We start from the raw sequence: 18,652 nt of genomic DNA, 5'->3' as shown, positions 1-18,652 counted from the left end.
GGCCGCCCCCTGTCCAGGATGAGCAGGGTCGGCACGGCCTGCACCTCGAACCGCTGGGGGAGGCATGGGCGGTTCGGCCCGGCATCGTTCTCACGCGGCCTTTCCGAGTCCCGCGATCTCCGGCTGCCGTTCGTAGGTGATCAGCAGTTCGCCGTGCTGGGCGTCGACTTTGACGGTGGCGCCTTCCTCGACATCGCCGCGCAGCAGGGCGCGTCCGATGAGGGTCTCCACCTCATGGGAGATGAAGCGGCGCAGTGGACGGGCCCCGTACACCGGGTCGTAGCCTTCGTGGGCGATCACCTTGCGGCCGGTGGGGGTCAGTTCGATGGCGATCAGGCGCTCGGCCAGCCGCTTGCGCAGTTCGTTGAACTGGAGTTCCACGATCTTTTCGATCTGGGGCTCGCCGAGGGGCTTGAACAGCACGATGTCATCGACGCGGTTGAGGAATTCGGGGCGGAAGTGGCCGCGCAGCTCGGTCATCACCAGGCTCCGGGCGTCCGGTTTGAGTTCGCCGTCGGAGGTGACGCCGTCGAGCAGGTGCATGGAGCCGATGTTGGAGGTCATGATGATCACGGTGTTGCGGAAGTCCACCAGCCGTCCCTGGGCGTCGGTGATCCGGCCGTCGTCCAGAACCTGCAGCAGGGTGTTGAAGACATCGGTGTGCGCCTTCTCGATCTCGTCGAAGAGCACCACCGAGTACGGCTTGCGCCGCACCGCCTCGGTGAGCTGACCGCCCTCCTCGTAGCCGATGTATCCGGGAGGGGCGCCGACCAGCCGGCTGACGGTGTGCCGCTCCTGGTACTCGCTCATGTCCAGGCGGATCATGTTCTCCTGGGTGTCGAAGAGCGCGGCGGCCAGTGCCTTGGCCAGCTCGGTCTTTCCGACGCCGGTGGGGCCGAGGAAGATGAACGAGCCGATCGGGCGGCGCGGGTCCCGGATGCCCGAGCGGGCCCGGATGATGGCGTCGGTGACCAGCTTGACGGCCTCGTCCTGGCCGATGACCCGCTCCTGGAGGATCTGGTCCAGGCGCAGCAGTTTCTCCCGTTCGCCCTCCTGCAGGCGGGAGACCGGGATGCCGGTCCAGGCGGAGACGATGTCGGCGATCTCCTCCTCGGTGACCACCTCGCGCAGCAGCCGGTGCGCCCCCTGTTTGGCGGCCAGCTGCTCCTCCTCGGCGGCCAGTTTGCGTTCCAGTTCCTGGAGCCTGCCGTAGCGCAGTTCGGCGGCGCGGTTGAGGTCGTAGGCGCGCTCGGCCTCCTCGGCCTCGCGGCGTACCTCCTCCAGTTCCCGGCGCAGCTCCTGGACCCGGCGGATGGACTGCCGCTCGGCCTCCCACTGGGCGTGCTTGGCGTCGGCCTCGGCGCGCAGATCGGCCAGTTCGCGGCGGAGTTCCTCCAGCCGTTGCCGGCTGGCCGGGTCGGTCTCTTTGGAGAGCGCGGCCTCCTCGATCTCCAGCCGGGTGACCCGGCGGGTGGTCTCGTCCAGTTCGGCGGGGCGCGCTGGGCCAGCAGCTCGACCTCCATCCGATGGCCGTCGGTGGCACAGCGCGATCCGTCCGCTCCACCGGGGCTCCTCCGCCAGGCACGGCCCGGCGCCGCCCGCCGCGTCCCCGACGGTCCTTTCGGCGCGCAGCTTGCCCGCCGCCCGCCCGACGACGTCCTGCGCGCGATCACCCAGCAGCCGCCGCGCGCCCTCGCTCCACCCGGTCGCCACGCCGTGGTCGTCGACGGTGGCCATGGCCGGGTCGGGGGCGCCGCGCGAGGGGTCGGCCGGACGCGGCGGGCGGCGGGGTCGGGGGGCGTCATCGCCTATCGCCTCGACGGCTCAGGGATCCGGCGGTCGCCACTCGATCATCAAAATCGTGGCGTCGTCGCTGAGCCGGCTGTGCCCGTGGTCGAGGATGGCGTGGATGAGCAGCCGGAGCACCTCGGGGGCGTTCTCCCCGGCGGCCATCGAGCGGATGATGTGGTCGGCGAAGCGCTCCAGGCCGAACTGCTCGCCTCCCTCGTCGCGCGACTCCACGACCCCGTCGGTGTACAGCAGAATCCGGTCGCCGGGCTCCAGGGCCGTCTCATGGATCCGGCGGGGCGCCGCCGACAGACGCGGGGGCAGCCCCAGCGGCGGTTCGGAGGCGCGCTCCAGCTCCTTGTCCAGCAGCCGCCGGCGGCGGATGACCAGCGGGGTGGGATGGCCGCAGTTGGACCAGCGCAGCGCCCCGCTCGGCATGTGCAGCCGGAGGAAGACGCCCGTGCAGAACTGGTCCGGAAGCCATTTGTTCAGGGCCTCGTCCACGGTGGTGACCAGCTCCGCCAGGTCGGCGCCGATGCGCCGGGCGTTGCGGCTGCCCGCCATCGCCACGGAGGTGGTCAGCCCGGACGCCAGATCGTGGCCCATGGCGTCGAGGATCGTGGCGTGCAGGATGTCCTCGGTGAACGAATGGTCGAAGGCATCGCCGCCCAGCTCGTACGCGGGCTCCAGAACGGCCGTCGAGATCACCCGGCCGGTGCCGATCGAACGTGGCGGAAGGAAGGCCCGCACCATCTCCGTGGGCAGCTCCATGGACCGGGTCCGGGTGCGCCGGGCGAAGCTGTCTATGGAGGTGCGCTTGGACGTGATGACCAGGGAGAGGAGCGAGGCCAGCGTCCGGCAGCGCCAGAGCGTGAGCGCGTCCAGGGAGTCCATCCGCAGCTGCAGCACCCCCAGCCGCTCCGCGCCGTTCATCAGCGGCAGCCAGACGTCCAGCCCGCCCCTGTTGTCCTCCTTGACCCGCACGGTGCTGGTCCGGTAAGCGAATCCGGCCAGGGAGTCATCGAGGTTCAGCCGCGATACGTCCTCGTCGAGCGGGATCAGCAGCCGCTGCTGGAGGTCGATCAGGAAGACGACCGCATGGCCCATGTGCATGGCCGCGGTGTAGCGGTCCAGGGCTCCTGAGAGCTCCGCGGGTGAAGCCTCGTGGGCCGCCCGGAGCAGCTCGTCCAGCGACTGCTCAGCAGTCTCGGCCGAGGTCAACACGCTCGCGTCCACCATGCGATCCACCATACGGCGGCGGTCTACTGTACGGCGGCGGTCCACCATACGGCGGCGGTCCACCGTACGGCGGCGGTCCACCGTACGGCGGCGGTCCACCGTACGGCGGCGGTCCACCATACGGCGGCGGGCCGCCGTACGCCCGGACGATCACGGGGGCGTGGGCACCGGCTCCCGTACCGGCTCCCGTACGGGGTCCCGCACCAGTTCCCGCACGGGTTCCCGGGGGACGGTGACGGGCTCGCGCGGGGCCTCGTCGGGTGCGCGGCTCTCCGGTACGGCTATCTCGCGTACGGCAGCGTGGCGCACGGCCGCGTCGCGTGCGGTGGCCCGCCGTACGGTCGCGGCGGCCTCCCGTACGGCCACGGCGTCCCCGCGCATGTCCGCGCCCGCCTGGGGAGCCCGGGAGAGCAGGACCACGCCGCGGGCGGCCGCCGCCGCGCCCGCGGCGGCCAGGGCCCAGCCCGCCGGGCCGCCCCGGAAGCGCTCGTCCAGCAGGACGATCCCGATGGCGGCGGCCGCCACCGGGTTGGCGAGGGTCAGGGTCGCGAGGGGTGCGCCGAGGCCGCTGCCGTAGGCGCTTTGGGCCAGCAGCAGACCGCTCACCGCGAAGACCGCGACCAGGACGGCCACGATCACGGCCCGCCAGGACACCAGGGCCGCCCCGGGGACGCGGGAGTCGGCAAGCGCGACCGTGAGGGTCTGGGTGAGCGCCGAGGCGACGCCCGAGGCGACCCCGGACGCGGTGGCGTGCCGCAGACCCCGGCCCGGCGTCCCGCGCCCCCTGCGCCCCGGCCGGACGCACAGCGCGATGAACACCAGGACGACGCCCGCGAGCCCGACCGCCTGCGGCAGGCTGAGCGTGTCGCGCGGGGTCTCCCCGGCGGTGACCGGCAGCAGGGCGCCGAGGCCGAGCAGTGCGAGGGCCACGCCCCGCCACTCGTTTCGGGCCACGCGCCGCCCCGCGAGCCGCGCGCCCAGCGGGACGGCCGCGACCAGGGTCAGCGCGCCGAGCGGCTGGACCAGGGTGAGCGGTCCGTACCGCAGCGCGGCCACATGCAGCAGGGCACCGGTGGAGTTGAGGCCGACGGCGCCCCACCAGGCGCCGCGCAGCAGCAGTCCCGGCATGCGGCCCGGCCGCCCGCCGGCGGCCAGCCGCTCCTGAGCCACCGCGGCGGTCGCGTAGGCGACGGCCGAGGCGAGCGCGAGCGCGACGGCTATGACGGTCGGGTTCATCCACCGTGCCTTCCTCTGGGCGCCCATCTGTCTGGCGCCATCGGCACACAAACGTATCGATACGAGAGTGTACCGGTCCGGAACTGTATCGGTACATGGGTGTATCGGTACGCGGATGTGTCGGTACACTGCGTGGTCGGGGGGTCGTAGTCCGGTGACCGAGGAGGAGAGCCGATGGCGACGCAAGGCCCGGAGACGGCCGCGCCGCAGCGCCGTTCAAAGATCAGCCCCGAGCGCGAGCAGGAGTTCTACCAGGCGGTCCTCGATCTGCTCCAGGAGGGCGGCTACGAGGCTCTCACCATCGAGGCGGTCGCCGCCCGCACCCGCGCCAGCCGTTCCACCCTCTACCGGCAGTGGTGCGGCAAGCCCCAGCTCGTCGTCGCCGCGCTGCGCTCGTGCAAGCGCCCCTTCGCCTTGGAGGGCATCGACACCGGCTCGCTCGCGGGCGATCTGCGCGCCGTCGCGGCGGCGGTGGGGGAGGCGGGGGAGGTGTGCGGCGGTGATACGGCGCTGGTGTACGCCGTCGGGCACGCCGCGCTGCAGGACTCCGATCTGCTCCAGGCGCTGCGCGCCGCGCTGATCGAGCACGAGGTGAAGACGATCCAGGCGATGGTCCGCCGGGGAGTGGAGCGCGGCGAGGTGGCCGCGGACAATCCCGCCGTCGAGTTCGTCCCCACCCAGCTGATCGGCGCGATGCGGGTCCGCCATCTGCTGGAGGGCCGGTTCGCCGACCGCGACTATCTGACGCGCTTCCTCGAAGCGTCGGTCTTCCCCGCCCTCGGGCTGGCCCCGTAGGGCCGCCGGTCACGCCACCGGGCCGTCAGCCCTTTCGTCCGTCACCCCGTCAGATCACGGGCGGGCGGCCCAGTTTGGTCATGCGCCACACCGTGCGCCAGCGCATCGGGCGGCGGCGGCCGCAGGAGGTGCGCAGGCCCTCCAGGAAGCCGCCCGCCCAGGCCCGCAGCCCCGTCAGGGAGCGGGTGCGGGCGAGGGTGAGCAGCGTCCAGGTGCCGAGGTAGAGCGGGACCAGCGGCAGCGGCAGGTGGCGGCGGGCCAGCCAGACCCGGTTGCGGGCGGTCATCCGGTGGTAGACGGCGTGCCGGGCGGGGGAGGTCCGGGGGTGCTGGAGCAGCAGCTCGGGGGCGTAGACGACCTTCCAGCGCGCGTCCAGTGCCCGCCAGGCGAGGTCGGTCTCCTCATGGGTGAAGAAGAACGCGTCCGGCCAGCCGCCGATCTGCTCCAGCATCGCCACCGACAGGGCGTGGCCGCCGCCGAGGAAGGTGGTCACCTCACCGCCGCGCATCGGATCGGAGGCGCGCAGCCGGGGCACGTGGCGGCGCTGGGTCTCACCCGTCTCGTCGGCGATGCGGAAGCTCACGATGCCCAGGCGCGGGTCCTCGGCGTACAGATCGCGCACCCGGCGGAAGACGTCGGCGTCCACCAGCAGCCCGTCGTCGTCGAGGTCGATGACGATGTCCACGTCGCCGAAGTCGCGCAGCCGCCGCCAGGCGACGTTACGGCCGCCGGAGACGCCGAGGTTCTCCTCCAGCTCGACCGCGGTCACCTCGGCGGGGAACTCCGGGAGCGGGGAGCCGTTGCCGACGACCACGATGCGGGCCGGGGGAACGTCCTGCTTCGCGACCGACTCCAGCAGGGCCGCCACCTCTCGGGGCCGGTTGCCCATGGTCAGGACGGCGATACCCAGGCGTGGTTCGGGGGCGGCGGACACGGTGGGACTCCAGAGTTCGGGTGCGATGCCCGCGATCGTATCCGTTCACCCGGAAGGACACTTCCGTACGGCTGATGTTCATCGAGGACCGAGCGGCCGGCCTCAAAGAGCGAGCGGAACAAAAAGACCGAGCAGAACGAAAGGCAGAGCAAAAGGCAGAGCAAAAGGACTGAGCGGAACGATCAGCCGTCGAGTGCGGAGAGGGCCTTCTTGGCCGCGCTGATGGCGCCCTTACGGATCGCATCGCCGTCTGCGGCCTTATGGCTCTCGAAGTCGCCGCCGTTGTACGTCACGGTGACCGTGGCATTGTCCTGGTGGACCGTCACCACCGCCTCGCGTATGCCCTGGTCGTCGTCCTCGGTGGTCTTCTCGGTCACCGTCGCGTCGTCGCCGAGGCCGGGCACCGCGCTGCCGCCCTCGCTCCCGCTCTTCTTCCCGGCGGTGCTCTTGACGTCGTAGGCGATGTCCAGCCAGCGGTAGTCGAAGTCGTCCAGGGCGTGCCAGGAGCAGCCGGTGCGGCGGCCCAGGTCGCTGGACTTCAGCTCGTTCCCGGCCGCCTTGGCGCCCGGCACCAGGTCCTTGATCATCGACTCCGGGAGGGTGGTGCACGCCTCCGCGGGCGGCTTGGCGTAGCGCGGCGCGGCGGCGCCGGTGGCCGGGGCCGAGGTCTGCGGGGAGGGGCCCGCCGGGGTGGCGCCCGCGTCCGAGTCGTCCGACGTCGTCATGGCCACCCCCGCGGCGGCGAGGACGGCGACGGGCAGCAGACGGGCGACCAAGGTGAGCGGCAGAGAACGCACGGCGGTCTCTCTTCGTTCGGATGGCGGTCGTGGGGCGGTGGTGAAAGGTGCGGCGCGGTGGGAAACGACCTTGCCATATGGAGCGGGCCTCGAACAGTCCGGGGGTGGCAGAGGGGGCCGGTCCGGAGGTGGGTGAGCGGGTGTGTCGGCCGTGGCGTCGAAGCCGCTGAGCCGATGGAGTGAATTGCCCGCATCCTCACATCATCTCCACAATTGGAGGGTTATCTAGGACGGGTGACGAACCCTCATCCGTCAGCCGCGGCCGATGTATGGCATCGCCGTCGCCATGACCGTCGCGAACTGCACGTTGGCCTCCAGCGGCAGCGACGCCATATGCCGCACGATGCGCGCCACGTCCGCGACGTCCATCACGGGCTCGACCGCCACCTCCCCGTTCGCCTGCGGTACACCGGCGGACATCCGCTCGGTCATCTCGGTCGCCGCGTTGCCGATGTCGATCTGCCCGCAGGCGATGCGGTACCGGCGCCCGTCCAGCGACAGCGACTTGGTGAGCCCCGTGATGGCGTGCTTGGTGGCGGTGTACGCCACGCTGTCCGGCCTGGGCGCGTGCGCCGAGATGGAGCCGTTGTTGATGATCCGTCCACCCTGTGGCTCCTGATCCCGCATCTGCCGGAACGCCGCCTGGGCGCACAGGAACGCGCCCGTCAGATTGGTGTCCACGACCGACCGCCAGTCCTCGTAGGCCAGGTCCGCCAGGGCCACACCGCGCGGGCCGAAGCTCCCCGCGTTGTTGAACAGCAGATCGAGCCGTCCGAACCGCTCCCGCGCCGCCGCGAAGAGCGCCTCCACCCGCTCCGGACTGGCCACATCCGTCGGCACCACGGGGGCCGGCGGGCCGCCGCCGGCCAGCCGCGCCGTCTCCGCCAGGGCCTCCTCGCGGCGCCCCGCCAGCACCACCGACCAGCCCGCCTCCAGGAGTTCGAGCGCCACCGCCCGGCCGACGCCGGAGCCCGCGCCCGTCACCACCGCCACTTTCGACACCACCGACACACGACCGTCGCTCATGGCGCCGCAGCGTACGCCACGTCAGTTCGCCGTGTGGAGGTGTCGATTCGCCGCAATGGTCCCTTCCGGCGACGGACCTCACCCAGCGGCCATATCGATGTCGCGTGCACGCAAGCGGCCGGCCGCCCCCCGACACTGCAATTCCTCTGACGCCACGAGCCAGGGGAGAGCACATGGCACACGACTCGCACCAGCAGGCCATACGAGCCGCGGCCGCACGTCTGGGACGCCGCCGCTTCCTCACCGTCACCGGAGCCGCCGCCGCGCTCGCGTTCACCACCAATCTGCCCAGCGCCCACGCCGCGCAGGTGACCCCGCGCGCGCTCGCCGACAACCCCTTCACGCTCGGCGTGGCCTCCGGCGACCCGCTGCCCGGCGCGGTCGTGCTGTGGACCAGGCTGGCGCCCCGCCCGTACGAGCCCGGCAACGGGCTGCCCGAAGAGGGCACCGTCAAGGTCGGCTGGGAGATCGCCCGCGACGAGAAGTTCCAGCGCGTCGCCCGCCGCGGGACCACCTCCGCGCACGCCGAGTTCAACTACACGGTGCACGTGGACGCGGGCGGGCTGGAGCCGGACCGCGTCTACTGGTACCGCTTCCGGGCCGGGAACTGGACCAGCCCGGTGGGCCGCACCCGCACCACCCCCGCCGTGGGCGCCAAGGTCCGGGACGTGCGCTTCGGCCTGGTGTCCTGCCAGGCGTACCACGACGGCTACTTCACCGCCTACCGCCACCTGGCGGACGAGGACCTGGACGCCGTCTTCCACGTGGGCGACTACCAGTACGAGTACGCGGTCAACTCCGTGGGCGGCGCCCGGAAGTACACCGACCGCACCCTCCCCTCGGTGTTCAACGCCGAGACGATGACCCTCGAGGACTACCGGCTGCGCTACGCGCTCTACAAGTCCGACGAGGACCTCCAGGCCGCTCACGCCGCCTTCCCCTGGTACGTCACCTGGGACGACCACGAGACCGAGAACAACTACGCGGGCGACATCGACGAGAACGGCGGCCCCTCGGACGAGTTCCTGATCCGCCGGGCGGCCGCCTACCGGGCGTACTGGGAGAACATGCCGCTGCGGATGCCGCAGCAGCCGGACGGCGCCGATATGCGGCTCTACCGCCGCTTCCACTACGGCAAGCTGGCCCAGTTCGACATCCTCGACACCCGGCAGTACCGCTCCAACCAGGCGTACGGCGACGGCTGGCAGTACCCCGGCCCGGAGTCCGAGGACCCCGCGCGTACCCTCACCGGCAGCGCCCAGGAGCGCTGGCTGCTGAGCGGCTTCCAGAGCTCCACCGCCACCTGGAACGTACTGCCGCAGCAGGTCACCTTCTCCCAGCGGAAGAACACCACGGCCGCGCGCTCCAAGCTCTCCATGGACTCCTGGGACGGCTACCCCGCCTCCCGCGAGCGGATCCTGGCCGGTGTCGAGCAGGCGGGCCTGGAGAACTTCGTGGTGCTCACCGGCGATGTCCATGTGCACTACGCCTTCGACATCAAGAAGGACTTCGACGACCCGGGGTCCCGGACCCTGGGTGTGGAGTTCGTCGGCACCTCCGTCAGCAGCGGCAAGGACGGCGCCGACAAGCCCGACAACTGGGCCACCTACATGGCCGCCAACCCGCATATGAAGTTCTACAACGGCCGGCGCGGCTATGTGACGGTCTCGCTGGACGAGGAGCGGGCACGGGCCGACTACAAGACCGTCTCCGCGGTCACCACCCCGGACGCGCCGCTCACCACGGCGGCGTCATTCGTCAGCGAGGCCGGGAACCCCGGCCTCAAGCAGGTCTGACGAACGGACGGGCCCGGCGCGCACCCCAAGCGCCGGGCCCGCCCGGTTCACACCTCGTACCTCGTACCTCGTCCTCACACCTCGTCACCCCACGCCCTCGTCCTCGCCCGGATACCGCACCCCCAGCCGCTCCCGCGCCGCGTCCAGGGTCCGCATCACCGCCAGCGTGCCGTCCAGCGGCACCAGCGGGGACTCCGTCTCGCCCGCGCGCAGGCAGCGCATCACCTCCGCCGCCTCCCGCTGGTAGGAGCGCAGCCCGTCCACCGCCGTGATCTCCTCCGGATCCCGGCCGGGCCGGTGCAGCACAAAGCGCTCGGGGTGGAAGAAGCCGCGCGGGAACTCGATCCGCCCCGCCGTGCCCGTCACCGCCGCCGTCATCGGCGTATCCGCGGTGATCGAGCAGGAGAGCAGCGCCACCGCCCCGCTGTCCCAGCCCAGCGCCAGGCCCGTGTTCACATCCACGCCCTCGGGGGAGAGCTGACCCACCGCCCGTATCTCGGCCGGCTCGCCGAGCAGCAACTGCGCGAAGGACACCGGATAGACGCCGAGGTCCAGCAGGGCGCCGCCGCCCAGCGCCGGATCGCGCAGCCGGTGGTCCGGGTCGATCGGGCCGGGCAGTCCGAAGTCCGCGTGGACCGCCCGGACCTCGCCGATCGCGCCGTCGTGGACCAGCTCGGTCATCCTGCGGACGACCGGATCGCAGTACGTCCACATCGCCTCCATCAGGAAGCGGCCCCGGGCCCGGGCGAGGTCCACCAGCTCCTCGGCCTGACGGACATTGAGCGTGAACGGCTTCTCGCACAGCACCGCCCGCCCCGCCTCCAGACACAGTCCGGCCGCCTCCCGATGGGCCGAGTGCGGGGTGGCGACATAGATCACATCGATGTCGTCATCGGCGGCCAGTTCCGCCCAGCCGCCGTAGGCGCGGGATATCCCGAACCGCTCCGCGAATCGCTTGGCCGACTCCGGCCGGCGCGAGCCGACCGCGATGACCTGCGCGTCCGCCATCTCCAGCAGATCCGTGGTGAACGAGGCGGCGATCCCACCGGTCGCCAGAATCCCCCATCGCACGGCCCTTGACCCGCTTGTCCCGGCCATCCCGACCCCGTTCCCCCCTGCCCACAGGAGTTCGACTCCATTCGAATTGCTGAGAGCATAGAGACGCATCGACGACTCATGGAAGGTACGCATGCAGCAGTCCGGCCAACCGGCCGCCGCTCCCACCCGGGCCGACCGTCCCGGAACCTTGTCCCCCGACACCTCCGCCGCCTCCCGCACCTCCGCTGCCGCCCTTCCCGGGCTCACCGCGCAGCGCCGTACGAGCCTCCTCGTCACCCTGATCCTCGGCGGGCTCACCGCACTCCCGCCGCTGTCCATGGACATGTACCTCCCGGCCCTGCCGGAGGTCACCGACGGGTTCCACAGCTCGGCCGCCACCGCCCAGCTCACCCTCACCGCCTGCCTGATGGGCATGGCGCTCGGCCAGCTCGCCGTCGGCCCCCTGAGCGACCGGTGGGGGCGCCGCCGTCCGCTGCTCATCGGCATGGTGATCTACGTCATCGCCACCGCCATCTGCGCCTTCGCCCCCACCGCCGGGCTGCTCATCGGCTTCCGGCTGCTCCAGGGGCTCGCGGGCGCGGCCGGAATCGTGATCGCCCGCGCCGTGGTCCGGGACCTCTACGACGGCATCGCGATGGCCCGCTTCTTCTCCACCCTGATGCTGATCTCCGGCGTGGCGCCCATCGTGGCCCCGCTCATCGGCGGCCAGATCCTGCGCTTCACCGACTGGCGCGGAGTCTTCGCGGTGCTCACCGTGATCGGCACCCTGCTCACCCTGGTGGTCTGGCGGTGGCTGGGGGAGACGCTGCCGCCCGAGCGGCGCCAGGACGGAGGGCTCGGCCAGACCCTGCGCACCATGCGCGGGCTGCTCGCCGACCGCGTCTTCACCGGCTACATGCTCGCGGGCAGCTTCGCCTTCGCGGCGCTCTTCGCCTACGTCGCCGGGTCGTCCTTCATCGTCCAGGAGATCTACGGCGCCTCACCGCAGACCTTCAGCCTGCTCTTCGGGCTGAACTCGATCGGCCTGATCGCCACCGGTCAGCTCAACGGCCGGGTGCTGGTCGGCCGGGTCAGCATGGACAAGGTGCTGATGGTCGGGCTGGTCGTGATCACCGTCGCGGCGGCCGCGCTGCTCGTGCTGGCCTCCGGGGTCTTCGGGAAGGCCGGTCTCGTCCCGGTGGCGGGGTGCCTGTTCGTGCTGATGTCCGCGATGGGCCTGGCCATGCCGAACACCAACGCCCAGGCCCTGAACCGCACGCCGCACGCCGCCGGTTCCGCCTCCGCGCTGCTGGGCACCTCCACCTTCCTGCTGGGCGCCGTCGCCTCCCCGCTGGTGGGGATCGCGGGGGAGACCACGGCGGTGCCGCTGGCCGTCGTCCAGCTCGTCTCCGCGCTCGCGGCCATCGCCTGCTTCGTGGGACTCTGCCGTCCGTGGCAGCGACGTACCAAGCAGAGCGTGACCGTGGTCTGACCCGGTTGCTGGAGATCGTCAGGGCGCTTCCCGAAGGGGAGCGCCCTTGGTGTTCGGGGGTGGCACTGGCCGCCGGGACCGCATCGGGCCCGCTGGCCGAGGAGTGCTTCGGCTGGGCGGTGCGCTACGCGGCGTACGACGAGCGGGCCGACCGGGGTGTGGAGCTGCCGCGCGAGCGGTGGGTGCCGGTGCGCCGCGACACCCTCTTCGACCTCGCCTCGCTCACCAAGCTGTGCACCACGATCGTGGCGCTGCGGGCCGCCGAGCGCGGGCTGATCGCGCTGGACGCGCGGGTCGCCGCGTACGCCCCGGAGTGCACGGCCGCCGCCGAGCACGGCATCACCGTGCGGCAGCTGCTCACCCACACCTCGGGGCTGATTCCCGAACTGCCGCTGTACGAGGAGGACGGGGTGGATCGGCGGCTGGCCCGGCTCGCGGCCGAGCCACCGGTCACCCCGCCCGGCACCGCCCGCCGCTACTCCGACCTCAACTTCCTGCTGCTCCAGCGCGTTGTGGAGCGGACCGCCGGGCGCCCGCTGGACCGGCTGGTGCGGGAGACGGTCACCGGCCCGCTGGGCATGGCCGCCACCCGCTTCAACCCTCCCGCCTCCTGGCTGCCCCGGACCGCGGCCACCGAGGACCAGCGGCGGCCCTGGGGCAAGGTGGACCGGGGGATGCTGCGGGGCGTGGTGCACGACGAGAACGCGTGGGCGCTGGGCGGGGTCGCGGGCCATGCCGGGCTCTTCTCGACCGCCGGGGACCTGGCGGTGCTGTGCCGGACGCTGCTGGCCGGTGGCGGGCCCGTACTGTCGCGAGAGTCCACCGAGCTGATGCTGACCGCGCCGGGGCTGGGCTTCGAGGTCGACCAGCCGTGGTTCATGGGCGAGTTGGCCGGGCGCGGCGCCGCGGGGCACACCGGGTTCACCGGGACGAGCCTGGTGGTGGACCGGGCCCGCGGGGTCTATCTGGTGCTGCTCGCCACGACCGTGCATCCGCGCCGCCGCCCCGGCGACAGCGCGCCCCGCGCGGCGGTGGGCACGGCGCTGGCGCGGGCGATGGGCTGAGAGGGCCCCGGGCTCCTGGGCTTCCCCGGCCCTGAGCTTCCCCGGCCGCACGACGTCCTGCGGGGTGTCCGGCTGTTTCCCCTCCCCGCCCCTTCCCGAAACGAGGGTGCTCCGCCCCCTCGAACCCCGCCGGGGCTCCGCCCCGGCCCCCGCTCCTCAAACGCCGGAGGGGCGGGATCGCGTTACCGGCCCGAGGCGCTGGATGGGTTTTGGTCCTCCGGCGGCCAGACATCGCCCCAGGACACATCGCGGGCGGCCCGGTACAGCGGCCCCTGACGCTTGGTCACCGTGGTGCGGCCCAGCCCCTCCTCGGGGGCGCACAGGTCCAGCAGTACCTGGCCCTTGCGGATCTGCGGGCGGCGCACCACCCGCGCGTCGGCGGGCGTGGCGTCGAACCGTACGGCCGCGACATAGCTGAACTTCTCGTCCTCGTACGGCAGCGAACCGCCCTTGACCTGCCGGTGGAGGGAGGAGCGGCGGACCCGGGCGGCGAAGTGGCACCAGTCGGCGCCGGGCTCGATCGGGCAGGCCGCGCCGTGCGGGCAGGGGGCGACGATACGCAGCCCGGCCGCCAGCAGCCGGTCCCGCGCCTCGCGGATCCGCAGATAGCCGTCCGGGGTGCCCGGTTCGATCAGCACCACGGCCTGGGCCGCGCGCGCCGCCTCGGCGACCACGGCCCGCCGGTCGGCCTCGGTCAGCTCGCCCAGCACATAGCTGACGGTGACCAGGTCCGTCCCGTCCGGCAGTGCGAGCCCGTCCCCTATGGTCCGGCGCTGCCAGCGGGCGGTGCGCAGCGCCTTGGAGGGCGCCTGCCCGGCCAGCTCGCGGCCGAGGGCCAGTGCGGGCTCCGCCCAGTCCAGGACGGTGGTGGTGTGCCCGTCGCGCGGCCAGGTGGCGGCCACCGCCCAACTCGCCGCGCCCGTACCGCCGCCGATGTCGATATGCGAGGCCGGGGCCCATGCCGGCGTCCGGGCGCGGAAGGCGGTGAGGGCGGCGCGCACGGCCTCGAAGGTCGCGGGCATCCGGTACGCGGCGTAGGCGGCGACGTCGGAGCGGTCGCGCAGCACGGGCGCGTCGGTCGGGGTGCGCCCCCGGTAGTGGCCGATCAGCCGGTCGACCGCCTGGGCCGCCTGGCGGGGCGGCAGACCGTCGAGCAGACCGGCGAGCGCGGTCTGCGGCGTCTCGTCGGCGCGGGTGGTGTCGGGGGCGTGCATTCGGCGGATTCTACCGGCGGGAGGGGGCGCCTTCGGCGCCTGGGCGGGGCCGCGCTGCCCCTGGGCGGCGCCCTCGCCGCCTGGGCCGGGAACCTCCCGCGCGGTCCGCTGCCCCCAGGGCCGCCTCCGCCGCGCGGACCGGGGGCCGGGCCGCTGCCCCGGGCCGGAGCGCCTCGCGGAGCCCCGTTGCCTTCAGGGTCGGTCTCACCCGGGTCGGCCTCGCCGTCCGGGCCGGGCGCCTCGCGGGGCCCCGCTGCCCCCAGGGGCGGCGTCGCGCAGGTCGGCCTTGCCGCCCGGCCCGGGGTCGCTGGTCGGTCGGGGCGGCACCGGCGGGCGGTCTGGGTATGGCCGACGCCCACCGCCGTCGGCTGTCGCTCACCTCCCGCCGGGTGCCCGCGGCGTTCGTGCGGGTGTGGAGACCAGCAGGGCCGGTGCGTCCGTGATGATGCCGTCGCACCCCAGCCGCAGCATCCGGTCCCGCTGCGCCGGGGTGTCCACGGTGTGCGCCCACACCCGTGGTATCCCGGAGGCGACGGCCCGCCGCACATCCTGCTCGCGCGCCCGGTAGTCGACGTCCAGCAGATCGACGACGCCGCGCCAGTCGCGCGGGGTGTCGGTGCGCATCTGCCGGGCGGACCGCCACAGCTGGGTCATCAGCCCCCTCCGGTGGGCCTCGCGGGCCACCTCGGGGCGGTTGCTGTTGACGTAGACGGAGAGGATCAGACCCCGGTCGCGGATCATCCGCGCCAGCCGGGGCAGGCTTTCCGGGTCCTTGGCCTCCACCATCAAGGTGATCCGGCCGCCGAACCGGTCCAGCGCCTCGGCGACGGTGGGCGGCCGCTCGGGCCGCCAGGTGCCGCGCAGGGAGGGGTCGGGGCGCAGCCGGACACCCCGCCACTGGGCGGCGGTCAGAGCCCGTACGGGCCCGGTCCGGTCGGTGGTGCGGTCCAGCGTCGCGTCGTGCATCACCACGAGCGTGCCGTCCCCCAGCATGCGGGTGTCGAAGTCGAGGACCTGGACGTCGTGCCGACTGAAGGCACTGGCCAGCCCGGACATGCTGTTCTCGGGCACTTCCAGGGCGCCGCCGCGGTGCGCGGTGTAGACGACGGCGGGCTTGCCGGCCGACGGCGCCGTGAGCGCGGGCTGGAGCCGCGCCGGTTCGCCGGTCGGGGGTATGAGGCGTCGTACGGACGGACGAGCGGTGGGGTGGGCCGCGACGGCCGCCGGTATGGACAGGCCGAGCACCACGACGGCGGTCAGAAAATGCCTGCTGATCATAGAGGGAACGCTAGGGGCGAGATGTCGATGATGCCCTGATATCGACACCCGGTCGGGGTGGTCTCACCCACCCCGGATGCGGACACCGGCCACTTCCGGAGCAGGATGGTGGCAGCATTGATCGGGTATCGGCCGTACCGCCGGTACCGGCGGTGAAGCGAGGCGGTAGATGGAACGCAAGGGCAGGTTCTCCCAGTGGCTGCGTCGGCCGAGGAGCGGAGCGGGCGGCGACCACGACACGGGAGCGGGCGCCGGTGGCGTCCGCGAGGACCTGCTCATGGCCGCCGCGGCGGCGGGATTCCCGCTCGCGCCGGCCGCCCACCCCTCCGGTTACGGCTGTTCCTGTGACCGCATCGGCTGTCCCACCCCGGGCCGCCACCCCGTCTCATTCGCCTGGCAGACCCAGGCGACCACCGACCCGGACAAGGTCGCGCAGTGGCTGCGCGCCGATCCGCAGGCCAACTTCATCACCGCCACCGGCATCGTCCACGATGTGCTCGACGTACCCGCGGACGCCGGGCGGCTGGCCCTGGAGCGGCTGGGCGCGGCCGAGGTCGAGGTCGGGCCGGTGGCCACGAGCAGCGGCGATCTCCAGCAGGGGCGGATGCTGTTCTTCACCGCTACCCGGGGCACGCCGGATGACGAGGACGAGTGGTGGCCCTGTGAGCTGGACTGCCACCCGGAGACGATGGACGAGCATCCGGGGCTGCGGTGGCATTGCCGGGGCAGCTATGTGCTGATGCCGCCCGCGAAGCTGCCGGGGGACGGGCATGTGGGGTGGCTGCTCGGGCCGGAGCGGCCGCTGCCGGATCCGCTGACGTTGCTGGAGGCGCTGACCGATGCGTGTGCGCGGTTCGTGGGCGAGGACCATGAGCACGAATCGGCTGCTTGGCCTATAGGGCGGTAGCCCTTGCGGTTGCGTTGTCGGGTGCGGGCCGGTGGCCCGGTTGTGCCCACCCTCCCCCATAGCCTTAAGGGCATGGGAGGTACCCCCCTCGCCGGGGGCACCTCCCAGCGGTAGCTGGGAGGAGGAACGATTGCCCACAACCTTGCCTATTCGCCCCTTGCCGCGGTGACGCCTTCCAGGCGGTTGAGGAAGACCACCTTCGGGTCCGCCGCGTCCTTCGCGGGGACCCGCACCGCCGACTCCGAAACCCTCGTCAGCGTCACCGCCTTCTTCGCCTCGCCCGTCATCAGCGCCTTGATCTGCGGATCCGGGTTGGGCCGGAACCCCTTCGCCATCGTCTGCTTCTGCCGGTGGTGTGAGGAGAAGAACACGATCGCCCCGCCGTCCGAGGTGCGCAGCCCCACCGGGGCGTTCTGCGCGCCCTGCGCCGGGGTGTCGATGTACTCGGTCCAGAACTTCGGGGTGCGCAGGAACTTCTTCCGGGTGTCCCGCAGCCCCGAGGTCGACTGGCCGTCGGCGAAGACCGAGCCCTCGCCCGTCATCAGGTAGTCGGTGTACTCCGCGCTCAGCTTGTCCGGCCGGGTCGCCAGCTTCGGGGTCGGCCCCTCAGTCGGGACCGGCTTGGCCCAGCCGTCCTTGTCGGTCGCGAAGTCCGGCACCTCGTCCTGGCTGAGGATCGACAGGTAGGCGGCCTTCCAGGGCTCGTCCGCACCGCCGCGGGTGAAGACGAACAGCCAGCGGTTGTCGTCGCGGTTGCTGTCGGTGTCCGCGACGAAGAACTTCGGCCAGCCCACCTGCTTGGGGATGCGGTAGGTGACGTCGGACAGCTCCAGCGCCGGGTACTTGGGGTTGCCGTTCGGGGAGCTCGCGTGCTGGGCCTTGAGGTCGGCGGTGGTGATGGCCTCCAGCGGGCCCGTCTCCACCTGGCTCGCCAGCGCCGGATCCAGCTCCCGGTACGCCTTGTTGTACGTGTCGGTGAACCGCTCGAGCGCCTTGGGTGCCTCAGCCTTGTCCACCGACGGAATGTTCTCCCGCTCGCCGTGGACCGTCATGCACCCCGTCAGCGTCATCCCCAGCGTCAGTACCGCCGCTGCGGTCGGAACTGTCAACTGCCGGCGGGGCGGCCTGCGTGTCATGGGGCTCCGGCTCCCGATTCCTGGGGGCTGCTGTGGACGGCGACACCCTACCGGGACGCAGGAACAGCGCGAGCGTGGGGACCAGATAGAGCGCCCACATCCACACCTGAAGCCAGGTCGGGTCCGGCTGGAAGTTGAAGACGCCCTTGAGCAGCGTGCCGTACCAGGAGTCCGGCGCGATGGTGGAGCTGATGTCGAAGGCCAGGGAGTGCAGCCCGGGCAGCCAGTCGGCCTCCTGCAGATCGTGGAAGCCGTACGCGAGCACCCCGGCGGCCACCACGACCAGCATCGCGCCCGTCCAGGTGAAGAACTTCGCCAGGTTGATCCGGAGCGCGCCCCGGTAGAACAGCCAGCCCAGCACCACCGCGGTGACCAGTCCCAGGACCACGCCGATCAGCGGATCCGCCGTACCGTCGTTGCTCGCCCGCACCGCCGTCCATACGAACAGCGCGGTCTCCAGGCCCTCCCGGCCCACCGCCAGGAAAGCCGTGGCCACCAGCGCCCCGGTGCCCACCGCGAGTGCCGCGTCCAGCTTGCTGTGCAATTCGGACTTCAGATGGCGGGCGGTGCGCCGCATCCAGAACACCATCCAGGTCACCAGGCCCACCGACAGGATCGACAGCGAGCCGCCCAGCGCCTCCTGCGCCTCGAAGGTCAGCTCCTGCGAGCCGAACTCCAGCGCCGCGCCGAAGGACATGCTCAAGCCAACCGCGACGGCGACCCCGAGCCACACCGGGCGCAGTGCGTCCCGGCGCCCGGTCTTGACCAGATAGGCGACCAGGATGCACACCACCAGGCTGGCTTCGAGCCCTTCGCGCAGACCGATCAGGTAATTGCCGAACACGGGGTTCGCCTTCCTTGTCGAGGGATCCGGTGGGTTTCTGGGGGAGTCCGTCAGGAGAACGTGGGAGG

At 72.3% G+C, this 18,652-nt stretch carries 15 protein-coding genes and 1 pseudogene; 5 read left to right on the top strand and 11 right to left on the bottom strand.

Annotated features, from left to right (window positions below; genetic code table 11):
• Positions 1 to 90: 90 nt before the first annotated feature.
• The 3 genes and pseudogenes from AS97_RS15315 to AS97_RS15305 form a co-directional block, all read right to left on the bottom strand.
• Positions 91 to 1,494, bottom strand: a pseudogene (locus AS97_RS15315) (AAA family ATPase); the annotation flags it as partial.
• A 330-nt stretch (positions 1,495 to 1,824) separates the two neighbouring features.
• Positions 1,825 to 3,027 carry a PP2C family protein-serine/threonine phosphatase gene (locus AS97_RS15310; protein WP_210565084.1) on the bottom strand — a complete coding sequence of 401 codons (1,203 nt, stop codon included), beginning with the start codon at positions 3,025 to 3,027 and terminating at the stop codon, positions 1,825 to 1,827.
• Between the two features lie 150 nt (positions 3,028 to 3,177).
• Entirely contained in the window at positions 3,178 to 4,263 is a 1,086-nt protein-coding gene (locus AS97_RS15305; RefSeq protein WP_059143114.1) for a DMT family transporter, read from the bottom strand.
• 174 nt (positions 4,264 to 4,437) lie between these two features.
• Here AS97_RS15305 and AS97_RS15300 point away from each other — a divergent pair, with 174 nt between their 5' ends.
• Positions 4,438 to 5,058, top strand: coding sequence for a TetR/AcrR family transcriptional regulator (locus tag AS97_RS15300; protein WP_059143115.1), 621 nt, complete (start codon positions 4,438 to 4,440; stop codon positions 5,056 to 5,058).
• Positions 5,059 to 5,107: 49 nt separating this feature from the next.
• Here AS97_RS15300 and AS97_RS15295 read toward each other — a convergent pair whose 3' ends face one another.
• The 3 genes from AS97_RS15295 to AS97_RS15285 all read right to left on the bottom strand — a co-directional run bounded on the left by AS97_RS15295 (position 5,108) and on the right by AS97_RS15285 (position 7,815).
• Positions 5,108 to 5,992, bottom strand: a complete 885-nt coding sequence (locus AS97_RS15295) for a glycosyltransferase family 2 protein (RefSeq protein WP_260613516.1) — start codon at positions 5,990 to 5,992, stop codon at positions 5,108 to 5,110.
• Between the two features lie 182 nt (positions 5,993 to 6,174).
• On the bottom strand, positions 6,175 to 6,789 hold the full coding sequence (locus tag AS97_RS15290) for a hypothetical protein (protein ID WP_125760495.1): 615 nt from the start codon (positions 6,787 to 6,789) through the stop codon (positions 6,175 to 6,177).
• 252 nt (positions 6,790 to 7,041) lie between these two features.
• Positions 7,042 to 7,815, bottom strand: coding sequence for an SDR family oxidoreductase (locus AS97_RS15285; RefSeq protein ID WP_059143117.1), 774 nt, complete (start codon positions 7,813 to 7,815; stop codon positions 7,042 to 7,044).
• Positions 7,816 to 7,988: 173 nt separating this feature from the next.
• Here AS97_RS15285 and AS97_RS15280 point away from each other — a divergent pair, with 173 nt between their 5' ends.
• Entirely contained in the window at positions 7,989 to 9,611 is a 1,623-nt protein-coding gene (locus AS97_RS15280; protein ID WP_125760497.1) for an alkaline phosphatase D family protein, read from the top strand.
• 84 nt (positions 9,612 to 9,695) lie between these two features.
• Here AS97_RS15280 and AS97_RS15275 read toward each other — a convergent pair whose 3' ends face one another.
• Entirely contained in the window at positions 9,696 to 10,709 is a 1,014-nt protein-coding gene (locus tag AS97_RS15275; protein WP_059143119.1) for a Gfo/Idh/MocA family oxidoreductase, read from the bottom strand.
• A gap of 91 nt (positions 10,710 to 10,800) precedes the next feature.
• Here AS97_RS15275 and AS97_RS15270 point away from each other — a divergent pair, with 91 nt between their 5' ends.
• Both AS97_RS15270 and AS97_RS15265 read left to right on the top strand, forming a co-directional pair.
• Entirely contained in the window at positions 10,801 to 12,141 is a 1,341-nt protein-coding gene (locus AS97_RS15270; RefSeq protein ID WP_210565083.1) for a multidrug effflux MFS transporter, read from the top strand.
• Between the two features lie 59 nt (positions 12,142 to 12,200).
• Positions 12,201 to 13,205 (top strand): serine hydrolase domain-containing protein, encoded by a 1,005-nt coding sequence (locus AS97_RS15265; protein WP_210567218.1) that lies wholly within the window; start codon positions 12,201 to 12,203, stop codon positions 13,203 to 13,205.
• Positions 13,206 to 13,387: 182 nt separating this feature from the next.
• Here the strand turns inward: AS97_RS15265 and AS97_RS15260 are convergent, their stop codons facing one another.
• Both AS97_RS15260 and AS97_RS15255 read right to left on the bottom strand, forming a co-directional pair.
• On the bottom strand, positions 13,388 to 14,419 hold the full coding sequence (locus AS97_RS15260; protein WP_210565082.1) for a small ribosomal subunit Rsm22 family protein: 1,032 nt from the start codon (positions 14,417 to 14,419) through the stop codon (positions 13,388 to 13,390).
• Between the two features lie 375 nt (positions 14,420 to 14,794).
• The gene (locus AS97_RS15255) at positions 14,795 to 15,697 is read right to left on the bottom strand and encodes a glycerophosphodiester phosphodiesterase (protein ID WP_210565081.1); all 903 of its coding nucleotides are present in this window, start codon (positions 15,695 to 15,697) and stop codon (positions 14,795 to 14,797) included.
• A 169-nt stretch (positions 15,698 to 15,866) separates the two neighbouring features.
• On the opposite strand from AS97_RS15255, the gene AS97_RS15250 reads away from it, so the two are divergent.
• Positions 15,867 to 16,604, top strand: a complete 738-nt coding sequence (locus AS97_RS15250) for a bifunctional DNA primase/polymerase (RefSeq protein WP_059143123.1) — start codon at positions 15,867 to 15,869, stop codon at positions 16,602 to 16,604.
• Positions 16,605 to 16,750: 146 nt separating this feature from the next.
• On the opposite strand, the gene AS97_RS15245 is transcribed toward AS97_RS15250, so the two are convergent.
• Both AS97_RS15245 and efeU read right to left on the bottom strand, forming a co-directional pair.
• Positions 16,751 to 17,656, bottom strand: a complete 906-nt coding sequence (locus AS97_RS15245; RefSeq protein WP_059143124.1) for a hypothetical protein — start codon at positions 17,654 to 17,656, stop codon at positions 16,751 to 16,753.
• Positions 17,607 to 18,584, bottom strand: coding sequence for an iron uptake transporter permease EfeU (gene efeU, locus AS97_RS15240; protein WP_059143125.1), 978 nt, complete (start codon positions 18,582 to 18,584; stop codon positions 17,607 to 17,609). The genes AS97_RS15245 and efeU overlap by 50 nt, the downstream gene beginning before the upstream one ends.
• Between the last annotated feature and the right edge of the window lie 68 nt (positions 18,585 to 18,652).

The sequence above is a fragment of the Streptomyces sp. AgN23 genome, assembly GCF_001598115.1.
Taxonomy (GTDB): domain Bacteria; phylum Actinomycetota; class Actinomycetes; order Streptomycetales; family Streptomycetaceae; genus Streptomyces; species Streptomyces antimycoticus.
The sequence above is the reverse complement of the archived record's forward strand: the minus strand, read 5'-3'. Positions and strand labels throughout refer to the sequence as shown.